Source organism: Shimwellia blattae DSM 4481 = NBRC 105725 (genome assembly GCF_000262305.1).
GTDB classification, from domain to species: Bacteria; Pseudomonadota; Gammaproteobacteria; order Enterobacterales; family Enterobacteriaceae; genus Shimwellia; species Shimwellia blattae.
Window position 1 is genome coordinate 4078613 of record NC_017910.1, and the last position, 15888, is coordinate 4094500.

The following is a 15888-nucleotide window of genomic DNA, read 5'->3' on the forward strand; positions in this document are numbered from 1 at the left end:
GTTTAACGAATAACCAGCCCAGATAACACACTACCGGCAGGATAAGTATCAGGACAACGGTGCCCATATCCCGCCGCCGGTTATCTGCCTTTCAGCAGGCGCATCATATCTTCCTGCGCCTCTTCTTCTTCCTGATCGTCGTCGTCATCGTAAGAAAGACCCAGTTGCTGCATCAGCGCATCAATGCGATCCAGCTTCTGATCCACCCAGTCGCGATCTTCCTTACTCAGGGTTTCCCCTTCTTCCATGCGCTCCAGCAATGCATCAAGGCGCTCATCATTTTCCAGTAATTCCAGCTCAGCCTGGGGTGTCAACATCGGTTTCTCACTCTTCGGTTTATGCTGCGGTTTTACAGGCGCATCAGTGATTCCTAATGCGATGGGTTTCTTGCTGCCAATACGCGGATCCTGTTGAGATGCGCCCTTATTACCGGCGCCCTGGCTGCCACCCTGCGCACGGCTTCCCGCCGTGTTGCCGCGGTGTTTTTTCTGGCGCTTACGCTCGCGACCTTCCTGATTGAGCTCTTCACGGGTCTTGCGATACGGTTTTGCGCGCCCTTTTCCACCGCGCGCTGTGGATGCTTGTTGCTTCATAATTTCGCCAGCTTAAGTCGTGTTATTCAGTATAGAATTGCGGCGGAATCTAGCAGAAAGCAAGCAAATAAAAAAGGCGGCAAATGATTTGCCGCCTTTTTTATTGACTCACCGCCCGTTACAGGCCACACATTCCATGTTTCGCTATCGACAAACCCTGTCTTTCCCTTAGCTGCAACAATCCTTGTTGTGTTCCATTTCCCTGTTATGCGTCTCCAGACGCCCGCCATCCTGGCTTATCCTTCTGTGTCATCCTGACACCCCTGAACACTCATCCTGAGCGTTTTATTCCTTTAAGGCTCCCCCGCCTTGATGACTACTTTACCCTTATGAGCTGCAGGAACAAGTGGCTTACAGCGCAGTTTCCGTGAGATCCTCATCACACTAACGATCTAATTGATTGTTTTCTTATATTATTTTTTTTGGCGCTTACTCAACGTTTCGCTAAAGTCGCAACCGGCCTATGGCAAATGTCTCACACGCTGTAAGGTTTTTGCGCCCGCAGGCGGAAATAACGGCCTTTTGCTGCCGTTCAGGTATACTCTCCACCAGCAACGAGCTACGGGAGACGACCATTTTGACTAACTGGAATTACCAACAGACGCATTTTGTGATGAGTGCGCCTGATATTCGCCACCTGCCGTCAGATACCGGCATTGAAGTGGCATTTGCAGGCCGCTCCAACGCAGGGAAATCCAGCGCGCTTAATACCCTCACGAATCAGAAAAGCCTTGCCAGAACCAGTAAAACACCGGGGCGCACGCAGCTTATCAACCTGTTTGAAGTGGCAGAAGGCAAACGCCTGGTAGACTTACCCGGCTACGGTTATGCCGAAGTCCCGGAAGAGATGAAGCGTAAATGGCAAAAAGCGCTGGCGGAATATCTGCATAAGCGCCAGTGCCTGCAGGGGCTGGTTATCCTGATGGACATCCGCCACCCACTCAAAGATCTCGACCAGCAGATGATTGCCTGGGCGGTAGACAGCAATTTACAGGTGCTGGTGCTGCTGACCAAGGCCGATAAGCTGGCCTCTGGCGCACGTAAAGCGCAGCTGAATATGGTGCGTGAAGCGGTGGTGGCGTTTAACGGTGATGTGCAGGTTGAGGTGTTCTCATCCCTGAAAAAGCTGGGGGTGGATAAACTGAAACACAAGCTGGACGACTGGTTTACCCACTTGTCAGCCGTGGAAGAAGCACCGGACGAGAATCCTGGCGAATAAAACCTGACCCGGGCCACGACAGTGGCCTTTTTTATTGCCGTTACGCCGGGTAAACGCCAGACAATAAAAAACGCCCCGGCCATTACTGACCGGGGCGGCTAAAATATTCAGCCAAATCCGATTACGTGAAGTAAAAGGTCTGAAAGATAGAACATCTTACCTCTGTACCCTACGAGATTTACTCTACTCCTTTTCCCCGAAACTAAAAAGGAATTTTTGTAGTTTTTTTTCATTTCCATATGACAATTTTGTGTATCCATCACAAAAAACGATGGGTTATGTAGCTTAGTTACAGAAAGGCCGGGTAAAACAAAGTATTTAGTGAGCCTGATCCCAGTTATCACCCACGCCAACCTCAACCAGCAGCGGGACATCCAGCGTCATACAGCTCTCCATCAGCTGGTGAACACGCGTGCTGACCGCCGCGATATCATCTTTGTGGACCTCAAACACCAGCTCATCGTGTACCTGCATGATCATTCTGACCCGCGGCTGCTCCGTTATCAGCCACTGATCTACGGCAATCATGGCGCGTTTGATAATGTCTGCTGCGGTTCCCTGCATCGGCGCGTTGATGGCCGCACGCTCCGCACCGGCACGGCGGGCACCGTTGCTGGACTTAATATCCGGCAGATACAGGCGGCGACCATCAAGGGTTTCAACATACCCCTGCTCTTTTGCCTGCTGGCGGGTGCGCTCCATATACTCCAGCACGCCCGGGTAGCGCTCAAAGTACAAATCCATGTAGCGCTGGGCCTCTTTGCGCGGAATATTCAGCTGGCGCGCCAGGCCAAATGCGCTCATCCCGTAAATCAGGCCGAAGTTTATCGCCTTGGCGCTGCGGCGCTGCTCACCGGTGACGCTCTCCAGTGGAATACCGAACACTTCCGCGGCGGTGGCCCGGTGGATATCTTTCCCCTCGGCAAATGCGGTCATCAGGCCCTTATCCCGGGAAAGGTGCGCCATAATGCGCAGCTCAATCTGGGAGTAGTCCGCCGAGACGATGCGGTAATCCTCAGGCGCGATAAACGCCTGGCGGATGCGGCGTCCTTCATCATTACGCACCGGAATATTTTGCAAATTCGGATCCGTTGAAGACAGGCGCCCGGTAGCGGTAACCGCCTGGTGGTAGGAAGTATGCACCCGCCCGGTTTTCGGGTTGATCATCAGCGGCAGCTTGTCTGTATAGGTCGATTTCAGCTTCGCAAGGCCGCGATACTCCAGGATAACCTTGGGTAACGGATAATCCAGCGCCAGCTCTTCCAGCACCTCTTCAGAGGTCGAAGGGGCCCCGCCCGGGGTTTTCTTCAGCGGCTTAATGCCCTGCTTTTCAAATAAAATAACCTGCAGCTGTTTCGGGGATGACAGATTAAAGGCTTCGCCTGCTATCTCATGGGCTTTCTGCTCAAGCTCTACCAGACGCTGGTCCAGCTCTGCTGAGTGAGCGTGCAGCACATCGGGGTCGATCATCACGCCATTGCGTTCAATGCGCGACAGTACCGGCACCAGCGGCATCTCAATGTTGTTAAACACGTTCAGCGGGCCGCTCTCGGCCTGAAGCTGCGGCCACATCTGTAAGTGCAGTTGCAGAGTGACATCGGCATCTTCTGCCGCGTAACGCCCGGCCTCTTCCAGCGCTATCTGGTTGAAGGTCAGCTGGTTTTTCCCTTTACCGGCAATCTCTTCGAAGGTGATGGTTTTATGCTTCAGCCAGCGATCGGCCAGGCTGTCCATATCGTGGCGACCGGCCACGCTGTTTAAGATATAAGACTCCAGCATGGTGTCGAACGCGATCCCGCGCAATTCAATGCCGTAATTCGCCATAATGCCGCGATCATACTTCAGGTTCTGGCCCACCTTCAGGCACGCGGGATCTTCCAGCAGCGGCTTCAGCAGCGCCAGCGCCCGATCTCTGGGGATCTGATCCGGGGCGTCCATATAGTCGTGCGCCACCGGGATATACACCGCTTTACCCGGTGCTGTGGCAAAAGAGAGCCCCACCAGATTTGCGTTAATGTTATCCAGGCTGTCCGTTTCGGTATCAAACGCGATGACCGGGGCTTTTTTCAGCTCAGCAATCCAGGCCTCAAGTGCGGCTTCGTCCAGAATGGTGGCGTAGTTATCATAAGAGATGGCCACCGCCGCCGGCTCTGCTGGCGCAGGCTGTGTTGCCCCCCCGGCAGCCGGTGCAGCCGCTTTAGCGCTTTTCCCTTCGAGCCATTTGCCGCTCTCAACATCACTGACCCAGCGCTTAAACTCGTAGCGCTCAAACAGGCCCAGCAGCGCCGCGCTGTCTGGCGCGGTGATGGCCAGCTGCTCGCAACCCAGCTCCAGCTCAACATCTGTTTTGATGGTAGCCAGCGTATAAGAGAGGTATGCCACCTCTTTGTTCTGCTCCAGTTTGGCCGCCATGGTTTTAGCACCACGGAACGACAGCCCGGCTATCTTTTCCGGGTGCTGGTAGAGTGTATCCAGCCCGCCCAGCCCTTGCAGTAATGCCTGGGCGGTTTTCTCGCCCACTCCCGGAACCCCCGGAATGTTATCGGACGAGTCCCCCATCAGGGCGAGAAAATCGATAATCAGCTCTGGCGGCACCCCGTATTTAGCCACCACCTCCTCCGGCCCGAGGATGGTATTGTTCATGGTGTTGATCAGGGTGATCCCCGGCGTGACCAGCTGGGCCATGTCTTTATCGCCCGTGCTTATCAGTACCGGGCGCCCGGCGCGCTCAGCTTCCCGGGCCAGGGTGCCGATAACATCGTCCGCCTCAACGCCAGGCACCACCAGGAGCGGCAGCCCCATCGCTTTGACCATGGCGTGCAGCGGCTCAATCTGTACCCGTAAATCATCCGGCATGGGCGGGCGGTTAGATTTATAGCTTTCAAACAGCTCGTCACGGAAGGTTTTGCCTTTAGCATCAAACACCACCGCAACGTGCGACGGGTGAAACTGCGACAGCAGGCTGCGCAGCATATTCAGCACGCCATACATGGCCCCGGTTGGCTCACCGGCGCTGTTCGTCAGAGGGGGGAATGCGTGATATGCCCGGTAAAGATAAGAAGAGCCATCGACGAGAATAAGGGGGTTTTCTGCAATCTGGACCATAATGTTCCGTGCCTGATGATGAATTCATAGTTAAAGGATGCCATAGGCAGGCCATAAACATGAACTTTTGCCGCCATAAAGCACGAAAGAAATGCCGGATCTGCGGATCCCGGCACTGATCTTTCTGTGGATAAGTTTGTGTGTAATTTCCGTATCCATTTCCAACGGCCAGAGTAAAACCGCGTTATACTGATATAAATGATTTTATTTCAATGGGTTATTGTTACTTAAAGGTTAAATAAGGTTTTTTACAGATAACATATCAATGTGGATATAAACGTGTATTTGTAAACCAGCATCTGACTGTTTTGATGAATCAGGGCAGATTTTTGTGTGGTTCAGGTTTACTTAACTCACCAGCGCGCTTTTTCTGGTAAAATCTGCGCCTTATGACCCCTTCTTAGCGGCATAAATTTGCTAACGAACTGATAAACATAATGATGTCGAGACTGATCGCCGCGATTACTTTACTGATAAGTGTCGTTCTTACTATCCTGGTTACGATTGCCTGTTCCGTACCCATTATTCTTGCCAGCATCATCAAATTGTTGCTGCCGATCCCTGTTATCTGGCGCACCGTCTCCGCCTTTTGCAATTTTATGATGTACTGCTGGTGCGAGGGGCTGGCTATCCTGCTGCGCCTGAACCCCCACCTCACATGGGATGTGGAAGGGCTTAACGGCCTGAGCAAAAAAAACTGGTATCTGCTTATCTGTAACCACAGTAGCTGGGCTGACATCGTTATCCTCTGCGTTCTGTTTCGCAAACAGATCCCGATGAACAAATACTTCCTCAAACAGCAGCTGGCCTGGGTGCCTTTTATTGGCCTGGCCTGCTGGGCGCTGGATATGCCGTTTATGAAGCGCTACTCCCGCGGCTACCTGCTGCGCCACCCGGAGCGCCGGGGAAAGGACGTAGAGACCACGCGCCGCTCCTGTGAAAAGTTTCGCGCCCACCCGACCACCATTGTGAACTTTGTTGAAGGGTCGCGGTTTACCCCTGAAAAGCACGCCCAGACCCGCTCTGCTTATAAGAATCTGCTGCCCCCAAAGGCCGCCGGTATCGCAATGGCGCTGAATGTGCTGGGTGAGCAGTTCGACAAGCTGCTGAACGTTACCCTGAGCTATCCGGAAAATCGCCACTCTCCGTTTTACGATATGCTCAGCGGCAGGCTGACCCGGATCGTGGTACGCGTGAACCTGCTCCCTATCGAAGGCGAGCTGCACGGGGATTACGTTAACGATAAGAACTTTAAGCGCCGCTTCCAGCGCTGGCTGAACGGGCTGTGGCAGGAGAAGGACGAACTACTGGAAAAGACCTATCAGGAGAGTAAAAAAGCCGGTCGATGACCGGCTTTTTTACAGAAACTGGCGTTATTTTTTCGCCACCAGAGCGTTCACGGTATTGGCATACTGCTGAACAAACACATTCATGTCGCTGGTATCCATACCCTGCGGGTTAAGCATATATTTGCCGTTCACATACAGTGCCGGTACACCCTGAAGCTGGAAGTCTGCCGCGGCTTTCTGCTGCTGAACGACCAGGGATTTCACCACAAAGCTGTTCCACGCTGCGTCGTACTCTTCCGGTTTTACGCCCGCATCAATAAACACTTTACGGATATCTGCCACGTTCTGGACAGTCTGTGTTTTCTGGACACCGTCGAACATCGGGCCGGAGACTTTATCTTCCACGCCCAGCGCCATTGCCACGCCCCAGGCCTGGGTCAGCTCTTTACCCAGCGGCCCCAGGAACTCAACGTGGTAACGGGTCAGCTTAACCCCTTCCGGCAGTTTCTTCGCCACATTTTCAGAAACGTGCAGCACATGTTCAAACTGGTAGCAGTGCGGGCAATAGAAGGAGAAAAACTCAACAACCTGAGGGGCACCGGCAACCGGCTTATCCAGGGTAGTGTACTGTTTTCCATCCTGGATCTGGGCGGCAGACACACCGAATGCGAGAACCATTCCCGCCAGCGCCAGCAATATTTTCTTCATCTCAATATCTCCTGAAAGATTCATATTAATACATGGGCATTAATTGTAATGGCGGTTCATTCAGAACCTTAACCTGCTCATTAAAGGTGGCAGTCTGTCTTCGCCAGAAATCTTCCTCCCGTAGCCAGGGGAAGTTTCCAGGAAATGCGGGATCGTCCCAGCGCCGTATTATCCACGCCAGATAATAAACTAATCGCATCGCGCGTAAAGGCTCGATCAGGGTAATTTCACGGGGGTCGAAGCGCTGAAACTCTTCGTAGGCTTCCAGTATGGTTTCCAGCTGGATGCGCTGCTCATTGCGATCGCCGCTCAGCAGCATCCACAGATCCTGCACCGCCGGGCCATTACGCGCATCATCCAGATCCACAAATAGCGGCCCGTCGCGCCACAGGATATTGCCCGGGTGGCAATCGCCGTGCAGACGCAGCATGGCGGCATCGCCCGGCCACAGCGGCATTACCGCCGCAATCAGCGCATCCGTCGCCTGTAAAAAGGCGGATTTTAATGGGCCTGGGATAAGCGCGCTCTGCTCAAAGACAGCGCGCGGCTGGTGCAGATACTCATCGGGCCCGATGGTGGGCCGCTGTGTAAACAGGCAGCGCTGCCCAATCTGATGAATACGGCCCAGATAACGGCCAACCCACTCCAGTTGATCGAGATTATCCACTTCAAACTGGCGCCCACCCATGCTCGGGAAGACGGCAAACGTGAAACCGTCGTGGCACAGCAGCGTGTCATTGTTAAAGCGCAGCGGGGCCGCAATGGGGATCTCGTTTTCCGCCAGTTCAGCGGCAAACTGATGTTCTTCAGCAATTTGCTGTGTCGTCCAGCGCTGGGGGCGATAGAATTTTACGACATAGCGCCGCCGGTCTTCATCCTGAAACTGGTAGACCCGATTTTCATAGCTGTTAAGAGGGGTGAGCCCGGAATCCACCCGGATCCCCTGCGCAAACAGCGCATCGAGGATGGTATCCGGGTGTAATGTCTGAAAGTTAAATGCGTTGTCTGTCATCCTGATATCCGACAGGTGGCACGAATGGATCAGGATAACATTTCACAGCCCTAACGGAGCCGTCTCTTACAAGGTTTTACTCTTTAATAACACCACGGGCTTTCAGCAGGGCGGTTTTAAAGTCTTCTTCGTAGTCTTTTTGCAGCCCGGGGATAGCGGCGTCTTTAGCGCTGCTGCGCATTTTCAGATGGTAGATCAGAATATCATCGCTCAGATCAACCAGAGGGCCTTTAAAACCTGCTTCGTCTGCCAGTTTCTGTAAAAATTGCAGCAGGTTGAGATCCGGCTCTTTCTGCCATTCCGGCTGGAGCAACTCGATCACTTCATTAAGACGTTTGCATTTCATGGTGGTACTCCTTTTACTTGATAGCAACACGTTAGCAGGCTCAAACCCACATTAAAAGGGGCGATATAACAATGAAACTATCCCAGGTTCAGGGGGCGATTCTGGCAGGCGGGCGGGCAACGCGCATGGGCGGCCAGGATAAAGGATTAATACTGCTGAACAATCAGCCTCTCTGGCAATGGGTATATCAGCGCCTGGCGCCGCAGACGGGCGGGGTCGTTATCAGCGCTAATCGCAATACGGAAGAATACCAGAAAAGCGGGTTAGCGGTTATCCGCGATACGATAGCGGGCTTTCCCGGCCCGCTGGCAGGTATGCTTTCCGTGCTCGAATCAGTGGAAGGCGAGTGGTTTTTATTTGCACCCTGTGATGTTCCGGGTATTCCCGGGGATCTGGCAGCTCGCCTGTGGGCCGGCAAACAAGGTGCGCCTGCGGTCTGGGTTCATGACGGCGAACGGGATCACCCGACCATTGCGCTACTCCACCGCAGCCTTCAGCCCGCCATGAGGGCGTATCTGCTGGCCGGAGAGCGGCGGGTGATGGTTTTTCTGCGCCAGGCAGGCGGAATGGCTGTCTCTTTTGCCGGGCAGCGTGACCTATTCGTTAATGTAAACACGCCAGAAGATCTCAGCGCGTGGCAGGAGGACAACTGATGGTTCCATTACTGGCTATTGCCGCATTTAGCGGCACAGGCAAAACCACTCTGCTTAAGCATCTGATCCCACAGCTTACCGCGCAGGGGATCCGGGTGGGGTTAATTAAGCACACTCACCACAATATGGATGTAGACACCCCGGGGAAGGACAGCTATGAGCTGCGTAAAGCCGGTGCGCTACAGACGCTGGTTGCCAGTAACCAGCGCTGGGCTCTGATGACCGAAACACCGGACGCCCGGGAGATGGATTTGCATTATCTGGCATCGCGGATGGATGCCAGTTCGCTGGATTTGATCCTCGTTGAGGGCTTTAAGCATGAATCAGTAGCGAAGATATTATTGTTTCGCAGCGATACCGGGCACTGTGCGGACGATATTGGTGTTGATCAGTACACGCTTGCCGTGGCCAGTGATACGGCGCTGGATTTTGGTGTGCCGCGGCTGGATTTGAATAATACCGAAGAGATAAGCCGGTTTATCCGCCAGTGGCTTGCAGCTGAGTAATCTCTGATGTGACGGCGGGCTTTCCTGTCCGCCGCACTCAGGTTTATATGGTGCACAGACGCAAAAAAGCCCTGTCTTGCGACAGGGCTCTTTCGTTTAATTAAAGCCTGGCAGTTCCCTACTCTCGCATGGGGAGACCCCACACTACCATCGGCGCTACGGCGTTTCACTTCTGAGTTCGGCATGGGGTCAGGTGGGACCACCGCGCTACGGCCGCCAGGCATATTCTGTTGCTCATGTCCGTCTTTTTCTTTTGCACCACAGCCGCGTTGGCTGCGCTCGCTCGCAACAGTCACTTACTTCAGTAAGCTCCTGTCGTCTCGTTCTCTTGCCGCCTTGCTGTGGCTCAAAATCGAAAAGACTTACATCATCTATCCGGTAACAAGCTGAATATCGTCTCTGTCTTCACACCAAAACATCTTTGGCGTTGTAAGGTTAAGCCTCACGGTTCATTAGTACCGGTTAGCTCAATGCATCGCTGCACTTACACACCCGGCCTATCAACGTCGTCGTCTTCAACGTTCCTTCAGGAGACTTTAAGTCTCAGGGAGAACTCATCTCGGGGCAAGTTTCGTGCTTAGATGCTTTCAGCACTTATCTCTTCCGCATGTAGCTACCGGGCAATGCCATTGGCATGACAACCCGAACACCAGTGATGCGTCCACTCCGGTCCTCTCGTACTAGGAGCAGCCCCCCTCAGTTCTCCAGCGCCCACGGCAGATAGGGACCGAACTGTCTCACGACGTTCTAAACCCAGCTCGCGTACCACTTTAAATGGCGAACAGCCATACCCTTGGGACCTACTTCAGCCCCAGGATGTGATGAGCCGACATCGAGGTGCCAAACACCGCCGTCGATATGAACTCTTGGGCGGTATCAGCCTGTTATCCCCGGAGTACCTTTTATCCGTTGAGCGATGGCCCTTCCATTCAGAACCACCGGATCACTAAGACCTGCTTTCGCACCTGCTCGAGCCGTCACTCTCGCAGTCAAGCTAGCTTATGCCTTTGCACTAACCTCCTGATGTCCGACCAGGATTAGCTAACCTTCGTGCTCCTCCGTTACTCTTTGGGAGGAGACCGCCCCAGTCAAACTACCCACCAGACACTGTCCGCAACCCGGTTTACGGGTCTACGTTAGAACATCAAACATTAAAGGGTGGTATTTCAAGGTTGGCTCCATGCAGACTGGCGTCCACACTTCAAAGCCTCCCACCTATCCTACACATCAAGGCTCAATGTTCAGTGTCAAGCTATAGTAAAGGTTCACGGGGTCTTTCCGTCTTGCCGCGGGTACACTGCATCTTCACAGCGAGTTCAATTTCACTGAGTCTCGGGTGGAGACAGCCTGGCCATCATTACGCCATTCGTGCAGGTCGGAACTTACCCGACAAGGAATTTCGCTACCTTAGGACCGTTATAGTTACGGCCGCCGTTTACCGGGGCTTCGATCAGGAGCTTCGCTTGCGCTGACCCCATCAATTAACCTTCCGGCACCGGGCAGGCGTCACACCGTATACGTCCACTTTCGTGTTTGCACAGTGCTGTGTTTTTAATAAACAGTTGCAGCCAGCTGGTATCTTCGACTGACTTCAGCTCCACCCGCAGGGGCTTCACCTACATGTCAGCGTGCCTTCTCCCGAAGTTACGGCACCATTTTGCCTAGTTCCTTCACCCGAGTTCTCTCAAGCGCCTTGGTATTCTCTACCTGACCACCTGTGTCGGTTTGGGGTACGATTTGATGTTACCTGATGCTTAGAGGCTTTTCCTGGAAGCAGGGCATTTGTTACTTCAGCACCGTAGTGCCTCGTCATCACGCCTCAGTGTTAAAGTGAACCGGATTTGCCTGGTTCACACACCTACACGCTTAAACCGGGACGACCGTCGCCCGGATAACATAGCCTTCTCCGTCCCCCCTTCGCAGTAACACCAAGTACAGGAATATTAACCTGTTTCCCATCGACTACGCCTTTCGGCCTCGCCTTAGGGGTCGACTCACCCTGCCCCGATTAACGTTGGACAGGAACCCTTGGTCTTCCGGCGTGCGGGTTTTTCACCCGCATTATCGTTACTTATGTCAGCATTCGCACTTCTGATACCTCCAGCAGTCCTCACAGACCACCTTCAACGGCTTACAGAACGCTCCCCTACCCAACAACACACAGTGTCGCTGCCGCAGCTTCGGTGCACAGTTTAGCCCCGTTACATCTTCCGCGCAGGCCGACTCGACCAGTGAGCTATTACGCTTTCTTTAAATGATGGCTGCTTCTAAGCCAACATCCTGGCTGTCTGGGCCTTCCCACATCGTTTCCCACTTAACTGTGACTTTGGGACCTTAGCTGGCGGTCTGGGTTGTTTCCCTCTTCACGACGGACGTTAGCACCCGCCGTGTGTCTCCCGTGATAACATTCTGTGGTATTCGTAGTTTGCATCGGGTTGGTAAGTCGGGATGACCCCCTAGCCGAAACAGTGCTCTACCCCCACAGATGAGTTCACGAGGCGCTACCTAAATAGCTTTCGGGGAGAACCAGCTATCTCCCGGTTTGATTGGCCTTTCACCCCCAGCCACAAGTCATCCGCTAATTTTTCAACATTAGTCGGTTCGGTCCTCCAGTTAGTGTTACCCAACCTTCAACCTGCCCATGGCTAGATCACCGGGTTTCGGGTCTATACCCTGCAACTTAACGCCCAGTTAAGACTCGGTTTCCCTGCGGCTCCCCTATTCGGTTAACCTTGCTACAGAATATAAGTCGCTGACCCATTATACAAAAGGTACGCAGTCACACCCCGAAGGATGCTCCCACTGCTTGTACGTACACGGTTTCAGGTTCTTTTTCACTCCCCTCGCCGGGGTTCTTTTCGCCTTTCCCTCACGGTACTGGTTCACTATCGGTCAGTCAGGAGTATTTAGCCTTGGAGGATGGTCCCCCCATCTTCAGACAGGATATCACGTGTCCCGCCCTACTCATCGAGTTCACAACATGTGCATTTTCGTGTACGGGGCTTTCACCCTGTATCGCGCGACTTTCCAGACGCTTCCACTAACACACACGCTGATTCAGACTCTGGGCTGCTCCCCGTTCGCTCGCCGCTACTGGGGGAATCTCGGTTGATTTCTTTTCCTCGGGGTACTTAGATGTTTCAGTTCCCCCGGTTCGCCTCGTTAGCCTATGTATTCAGCTAACGATAGTGTGACGAATCACACTGGGTTTCCCCATTCGGACATCGCCGGGTCAAAGGTTCATATCACCTCGCCGGCGCTTTTCGCAGATTAGCACGTCCTTCATCGCCTCTGACTGCCAGGGCATCCACCGTGTACGCTTAGTCGCTTAACCTCACAACCCGAAGATGTCTTCAGGTGTGATAATTTGAGAGACTCATAAACGCTTGCGCGTTTATTGTTTCAATTTTCAGCTTGTTCCAGATTTTTAAAGAGCAAATATCTCAAACATGACTCTCGCAAGTCAGTTTTGAGATATATCGGCACGCAACTTTCACTTACATACCAGCAAGTGGCGTCCCCTAGGGGATTCGAACCCCTGTTACCGCCGTGAAAGGGCGGTGTCCTGGGCCTCTAGACGAAGGGGACACTGTAGTCTCGTTCGCAAGACGCCTTGCTTCTCTACTTTCATCAGACAATCTGTGTGAGCACTAAAAGGTTGTATCTTTAAGGTAAGGAGGTGATCCAACCGCAGGTTCCCCTACGGTTACCTTGTTACGACTTCACCCCAGTCATGAATCACAAAGTGGTAAGCGCCCTCCCGAAGGTTAAGCTACCTACTTCTTTTGCAACCCACTCCCATGGTGTGACGGGCGGTGTGTACAAGGCCCGGGAACGTATTCACCGTGGCATTCTGATCCACGATTACTAGCGATTCCGACTTCATGGAGTCGAGTTGCAGACTCCAATCCGGACTACGACGCACTTTATGAGATCCGCTTGCTCTCGCGAGGTCGCTTCTCTTTGTATGCGCCATTGTAGCACGTGTGTAGCCCTGGTCGTAAGGGCCATGATGACTTGACGTCATCCCCACCTTCCTCCAGTTTATCACTGGCAGTCTCCCCTGAGTTCCCACCCGAAGTGCTGGCAACAGAGGATAGGGGTTGCGCTCGTTGCGGGACTTAACCCAACATTTCACAACACGAGCTGACGACAGCCATGCAGCACCTGTCTCATAGCTCCCGAAGGCACCAAGGCATCTCTGCCAAGTTCTATGGATGTCAAGACCAGGTAAGGTTCTTCGCGTTGCATCGAATTAAACCACATGCTCCACCGCTTGTGCGGGCCCCCGTCAATTCATTTGAGTTTTAACCTTGCGGCCGTACTCCCCAGGCGGTCAACTTAACGCGTTAGCTCCGGAAGCCACGCCTCAAGGGCACAACTTCCAAGTTGACATCGTTTACGGCGTGGACTACCAGGGTATCTAATCCTGTTTGCTCCCCACGCTTTCGCACCTGAGCGTCAGTCTTCGTCCAGGGGGCCGCCTTCGCCACCGGTATTCCTCCAGATCTCTACGCATTTCACCGCTACACCTGGAATTCTACCCCCCTCTACGAGACTCAAGCTGACCAGTTTCAAATGCAGTTCCCAGGTTAAGCCCGGGGATTTCACATCTGACTTAATCAACCGCCTGCGTGCGCTTTACGCCCAGTAATTCCGATTAACGCTTGCACCCTCCGTATTACCGCGGCTGCTGGCACGGAGTTAGCCGGTGCTTCTTCTGCGGGTAACGTCAATTGCTGAGGTTATTAACCTCAACACCTTCCTCCCCGCTGAAAGTACTTTACAACCCGAAGGCCTTCTTCATACACGCGGCATGGCTGCATCAGGCTTGCGCCCATTGTGCAATATTCCCCACTGCTGCCTCCCGTAGGAGTCTGGACCGTGTCTCAGTTCCAGTGTGGCTGGTCATCCTCTCAGACCAGCTAGGGATCGTCGCCTAGGTGAGCCGTTACCCCACCTACTAGCTAATCCCATCTGGGCACATCCGATGGTATGAGGCCCGAAGGTCCCCCACTTTGGTCTTGCGACATTATGCGGTATTAGCTACCGTTTCCAGTAGTTATCCCCCTCCATCAGGCAGTTTCCCAGACATTACTCACCCGTCCGCCACTCGTCAGCAAATCAGCAAGCTGATTCCTGTTACCGTTCGACTTGCATGTGTTAAGCCTGCCGCCAGCGTTCAATCTGAGCCATGATCAAACTCTTCAATTCAAAGTTTGATGCTCAAAAGAATTCAACTGTTCATTCGTAATGAATTAACTGTTTTAGTCACTCTTTGAGACTTGATAATCATTTTTCGTCTTGCGACGTTAAGATATCAGTGCCTTAGAGTGCCCACACAGATTGTCTGATAAATTGTTAAAGAGCAGTGCGACGCGCTTGGCGCTCTGTCGCGAGGTCCCGTATAATACGTTTTCCTCTTTCAAAGTCAACTGTTTATTTTCACATTTCGTTACTCGTAAACTTTGTCAACTCTGCCTGACTGGCGGGCTGTGAAGCCGTTGTGCCGTGTCAGTGGGAGCGCATTATAGGGAGTTTCTGACAGCTGGCAACCCCTAATTTCATTTTTTTTACTGATGGCTAGTTTTTCCACCAGAAGAGTCAAAAATGCGGCATTTCCCGGGTTATTTGCTGATAAAAGCACCTGAGTAGTCCGGCGAGTGGCATACTAACAAACAGAGATTAGCAGGAAGGAATGACAGTTATGTCGCTATCAGCACAACAACTCGCTGCGCAAAAGAATATATCCTGGGTATTAGCCGAAAAGCTGGCTCAGCGGATCCTGACCGGTGAGTACGCCCCCGGCAGCATTTTACCCGGCGAGATAGAACTGGGGGAGATCTTCGGGGTCAGCCGCACCGCCGTCCGGGAGGCCGTCAAAACCCTCACTGCCAAAGGCATGGTATTGCCCCGGCCACGCATCGGCACCCGGGTGATGCCCCAGAGCCACTGGAACTTCCTTGATAAGGAGCTGCTCTCCTGGTGGATGACGGAAGATAACTTTGACGCGGTGGTCGATCATTTTCTGGTGATGCGCAATACCCTGGAGCCACAGGCCTGCGCACTTGCGGCCCGGTTTGGCACCGGGGCCCAGAAAACGCAACTGGCGGACATCATGAATGAGATGGTGGAACTGCAGAAAAATTTTGACCGCGAGCGCTGGGTCGAAGTGGATATGGCGTGGCATGAGCGGGTCTATGAGATGAGCCACAACCCGTTCTTATCCTCTTTCGCCAATCTGTTCCGTTCTATCTACTTTAATTACTTCTCTTCAATTACGGATAACGAAGTCATTAAACTTGATCTTCACCAGGCGGTTGTGGATGCGATTATCAGTGGCGACAGCCACGGCGCAGAAGAAGCCTGCCTGACACTACTGGCATCACCGGTCAAACGCCAGCTGGTGTAATAACCGCCCGTATGGCGCAATATGCGCGCCATACGGTACCCGGCG

At 53.2% G+C, this 15888-nt stretch carries 11 protein-coding genes, 1 tRNA gene and 3 rRNA genes; 5 read left to right on the forward strand and 10 right to left on the reverse strand.

The genetic code is table 11. The annotated features are described in order from the left end of the window. Positions 1–80: 80 nt before the first annotated feature. Positions 81–593 carry a Der GTPase-activating protein YihI gene (yihI, locus tag EBL_RS19085; RefSeq protein WP_002442512.1) on the reverse strand — a complete coding sequence of 171 codons (513 nt, stop codon included), beginning with the start codon at positions 591–593 and terminating at the stop codon, positions 81–83. Between the two features lie 577 nt (positions 594–1170). On the opposite strand from yihI, the gene yihA reads away from it, so the two are divergent. Beyond that, complete coding sequence (gene yihA, locus EBL_RS19090; RefSeq protein ID WP_002442509.1) at positions 1171–1812, forward strand: ribosome biogenesis GTP-binding protein YihA/YsxC; 642 nt, start codon at positions 1171–1173, stop codon at positions 1810–1812. A 107-nt stretch (positions 1813–1919) separates the two neighbouring features. Here yihA and spfP read toward each other — a convergent pair whose 3' ends face one another. Both spfP and polA read right to left on the reverse strand, forming a co-directional pair. Then, entirely contained in the window at positions 1920–1967 is a 48-nt protein-coding gene (spfP, locus tag EBL_RS21000; RefSeq protein WP_071892919.1) for a small protein SpfP, read from the reverse strand. A gap of 163 nt (positions 1968–2130) precedes the next feature. Next, on the reverse strand, positions 2131–4917 hold the full coding sequence (gene polA, locus EBL_RS19095; protein WP_002442506.1) for a DNA polymerase I: 2787 nt from the start codon (positions 4915–4917) through the stop codon (positions 2131–2133). A 440-nt stretch (positions 4918–5357) separates the two neighbouring features. Here polA and EBL_RS19100 point away from each other — a divergent pair, with 440 nt between their 5' ends. Further along, positions 5358–6266, forward strand: a complete 909-nt coding sequence (locus EBL_RS19100; protein ID WP_174270558.1) for an acyltransferase — start codon at positions 5358–5360, stop codon at positions 6264–6266. A gap of 24 nt (positions 6267–6290) precedes the next feature. On the opposite strand, the gene dsbA is transcribed toward EBL_RS19100, so the two are convergent. From dsbA to EBL_RS19115, 3 genes are all read right to left on the reverse strand, one after another. After that, positions 6291–6914, reverse strand: coding sequence for a thiol:disulfide interchange protein DsbA (gene dsbA, locus EBL_RS19105; RefSeq protein WP_002442501.1), 624 nt, complete (start codon positions 6912–6914; stop codon positions 6291–6293). Positions 6915–6939: 25 nt separating this feature from the next. Then, positions 6940–7926 (reverse strand): serine/threonine protein kinase, encoded by a 987-nt coding sequence (locus EBL_RS19110; protein ID WP_002442498.1) that lies wholly within the window; start codon positions 7924–7926, stop codon positions 6940–6942. Positions 7927–8002: 76 nt separating this feature from the next. Beyond that, entirely contained in the window at positions 8003–8272 is a 270-nt protein-coding gene (locus EBL_RS19115) for a YihD family protein (RefSeq protein WP_002442496.1), read from the reverse strand. 71 nt (positions 8273–8343) lie between these two features. Here EBL_RS19115 and mobA point away from each other — a divergent pair, with 71 nt between their 5' ends. Both mobA and mobB read left to right on the forward strand, forming a co-directional pair. Next, positions 8344–8925, forward strand: a complete 582-nt coding sequence (gene mobA, locus EBL_RS19120) for a molybdenum cofactor guanylyltransferase MobA (RefSeq protein WP_002442494.1) — start codon at positions 8344–8346, stop codon at positions 8923–8925. Then, complete coding sequence (gene mobB, locus EBL_RS19125; RefSeq protein WP_002442492.1) at positions 8925–9431, forward strand: molybdopterin-guanine dinucleotide biosynthesis protein MobB; 507 nt, start codon at positions 8925–8927, stop codon at positions 9429–9431. Before mobA ends, mobB begins: the two co-directional genes overlap by 1 nt. Positions 9432–9536: 105 nt before the next feature. Here mobB and rrf read toward each other — a convergent pair. The 4 genes from rrf to EBL_RS19145 form a co-directional block, all read right to left on the reverse strand. After that, positions 9537–9652: ribosomal RNA gene (rrf, locus tag EBL_RS19130) — 5S ribosomal RNA — on the reverse strand. A gap of 210 nt (positions 9653–9862) precedes the next feature. Further along, positions 9863–12765 (reverse strand): 23S ribosomal RNA (locus EBL_RS19135). A gap of 178 nt (positions 12766–12943) precedes the next feature. After that, positions 12944–13019 (reverse strand) — tRNA-Glu (locus EBL_RS19140). An 84-nt stretch (positions 13020–13103) separates the two neighbouring features. After that, positions 13104–14645 (reverse strand): 16S ribosomal RNA (locus tag EBL_RS19145). Together the 16S, 23S and 5S rRNA genes with 1 tRNA gene alongside form the textbook arrangement of a ribosomal RNA operon. A 493-nt stretch (positions 14646–15138) precedes the next feature. Between EBL_RS19145 and EBL_RS19150 the strand changes: the two genes are divergently transcribed. Beyond that, on the forward strand, positions 15139–15843 hold the full coding sequence (locus tag EBL_RS19150) for a FadR/GntR family transcriptional regulator (RefSeq protein ID WP_002443628.1): 705 nt from the start codon (positions 15139–15141) through the stop codon (positions 15841–15843). Positions 15844–15888: the final 45 nt, after the last annotated feature.

Coding starts and splice junctions, on each gene's coding strand:
- yihI (WP_002442512.1), bottom strand. CDS start 593: ATGAAGCAACAAGCATCCACAGCGCGCGGTGGAAAAGGGCGCGCAAAA.
- polA (WP_002442506.1), bottom strand. CDS start 4,917: ATGGTCCAGATTGCAGAAAACCCCCTTATTCTCGTCGATGGCTCTTCT.
- EBL_RS19100 (WP_174270558.1), top strand. CDS start 5,358: ATGTCGAGACTGATCGCCGCGATTACTTTACTGATAAGTGTCGTTCTT.
- dsbA (WP_002442501.1), bottom strand. CDS start 6,914: ATGAAGAAAATATTGCTGGCGCTGGCGGGAATGGTTCTCGCATTCGGT.
- EBL_RS19110 (WP_002442498.1), bottom strand. CDS start 7,926: ATGACAGACAACGCATTTAACTTTCAGACATTACACCCGGATACCATC.
- EBL_RS19115 (WP_002442496.1), bottom strand. CDS start 8,272: ATGAAATGCAAACGTCTTAATGAAGTGATCGAGTTGCTCCAGCCGGAA.
- mobA (WP_002442494.1), top strand. CDS start 8,344: ATGAAACTATCCCAGGTTCAGGGGGCGATTCTGGCAGGCGGGCGGGCA.
- mobB (WP_002442492.1), top strand. CDS start 8,925: ATGGTTCCATTACTGGCTATTGCCGCATTTAGCGGCACAGGCAAAACC.
- EBL_RS19150 (WP_002443628.1), top strand. CDS start 15,139: ATGTCGCTATCAGCACAACAACTCGCTGCGCAAAAGAATATATCCTGG.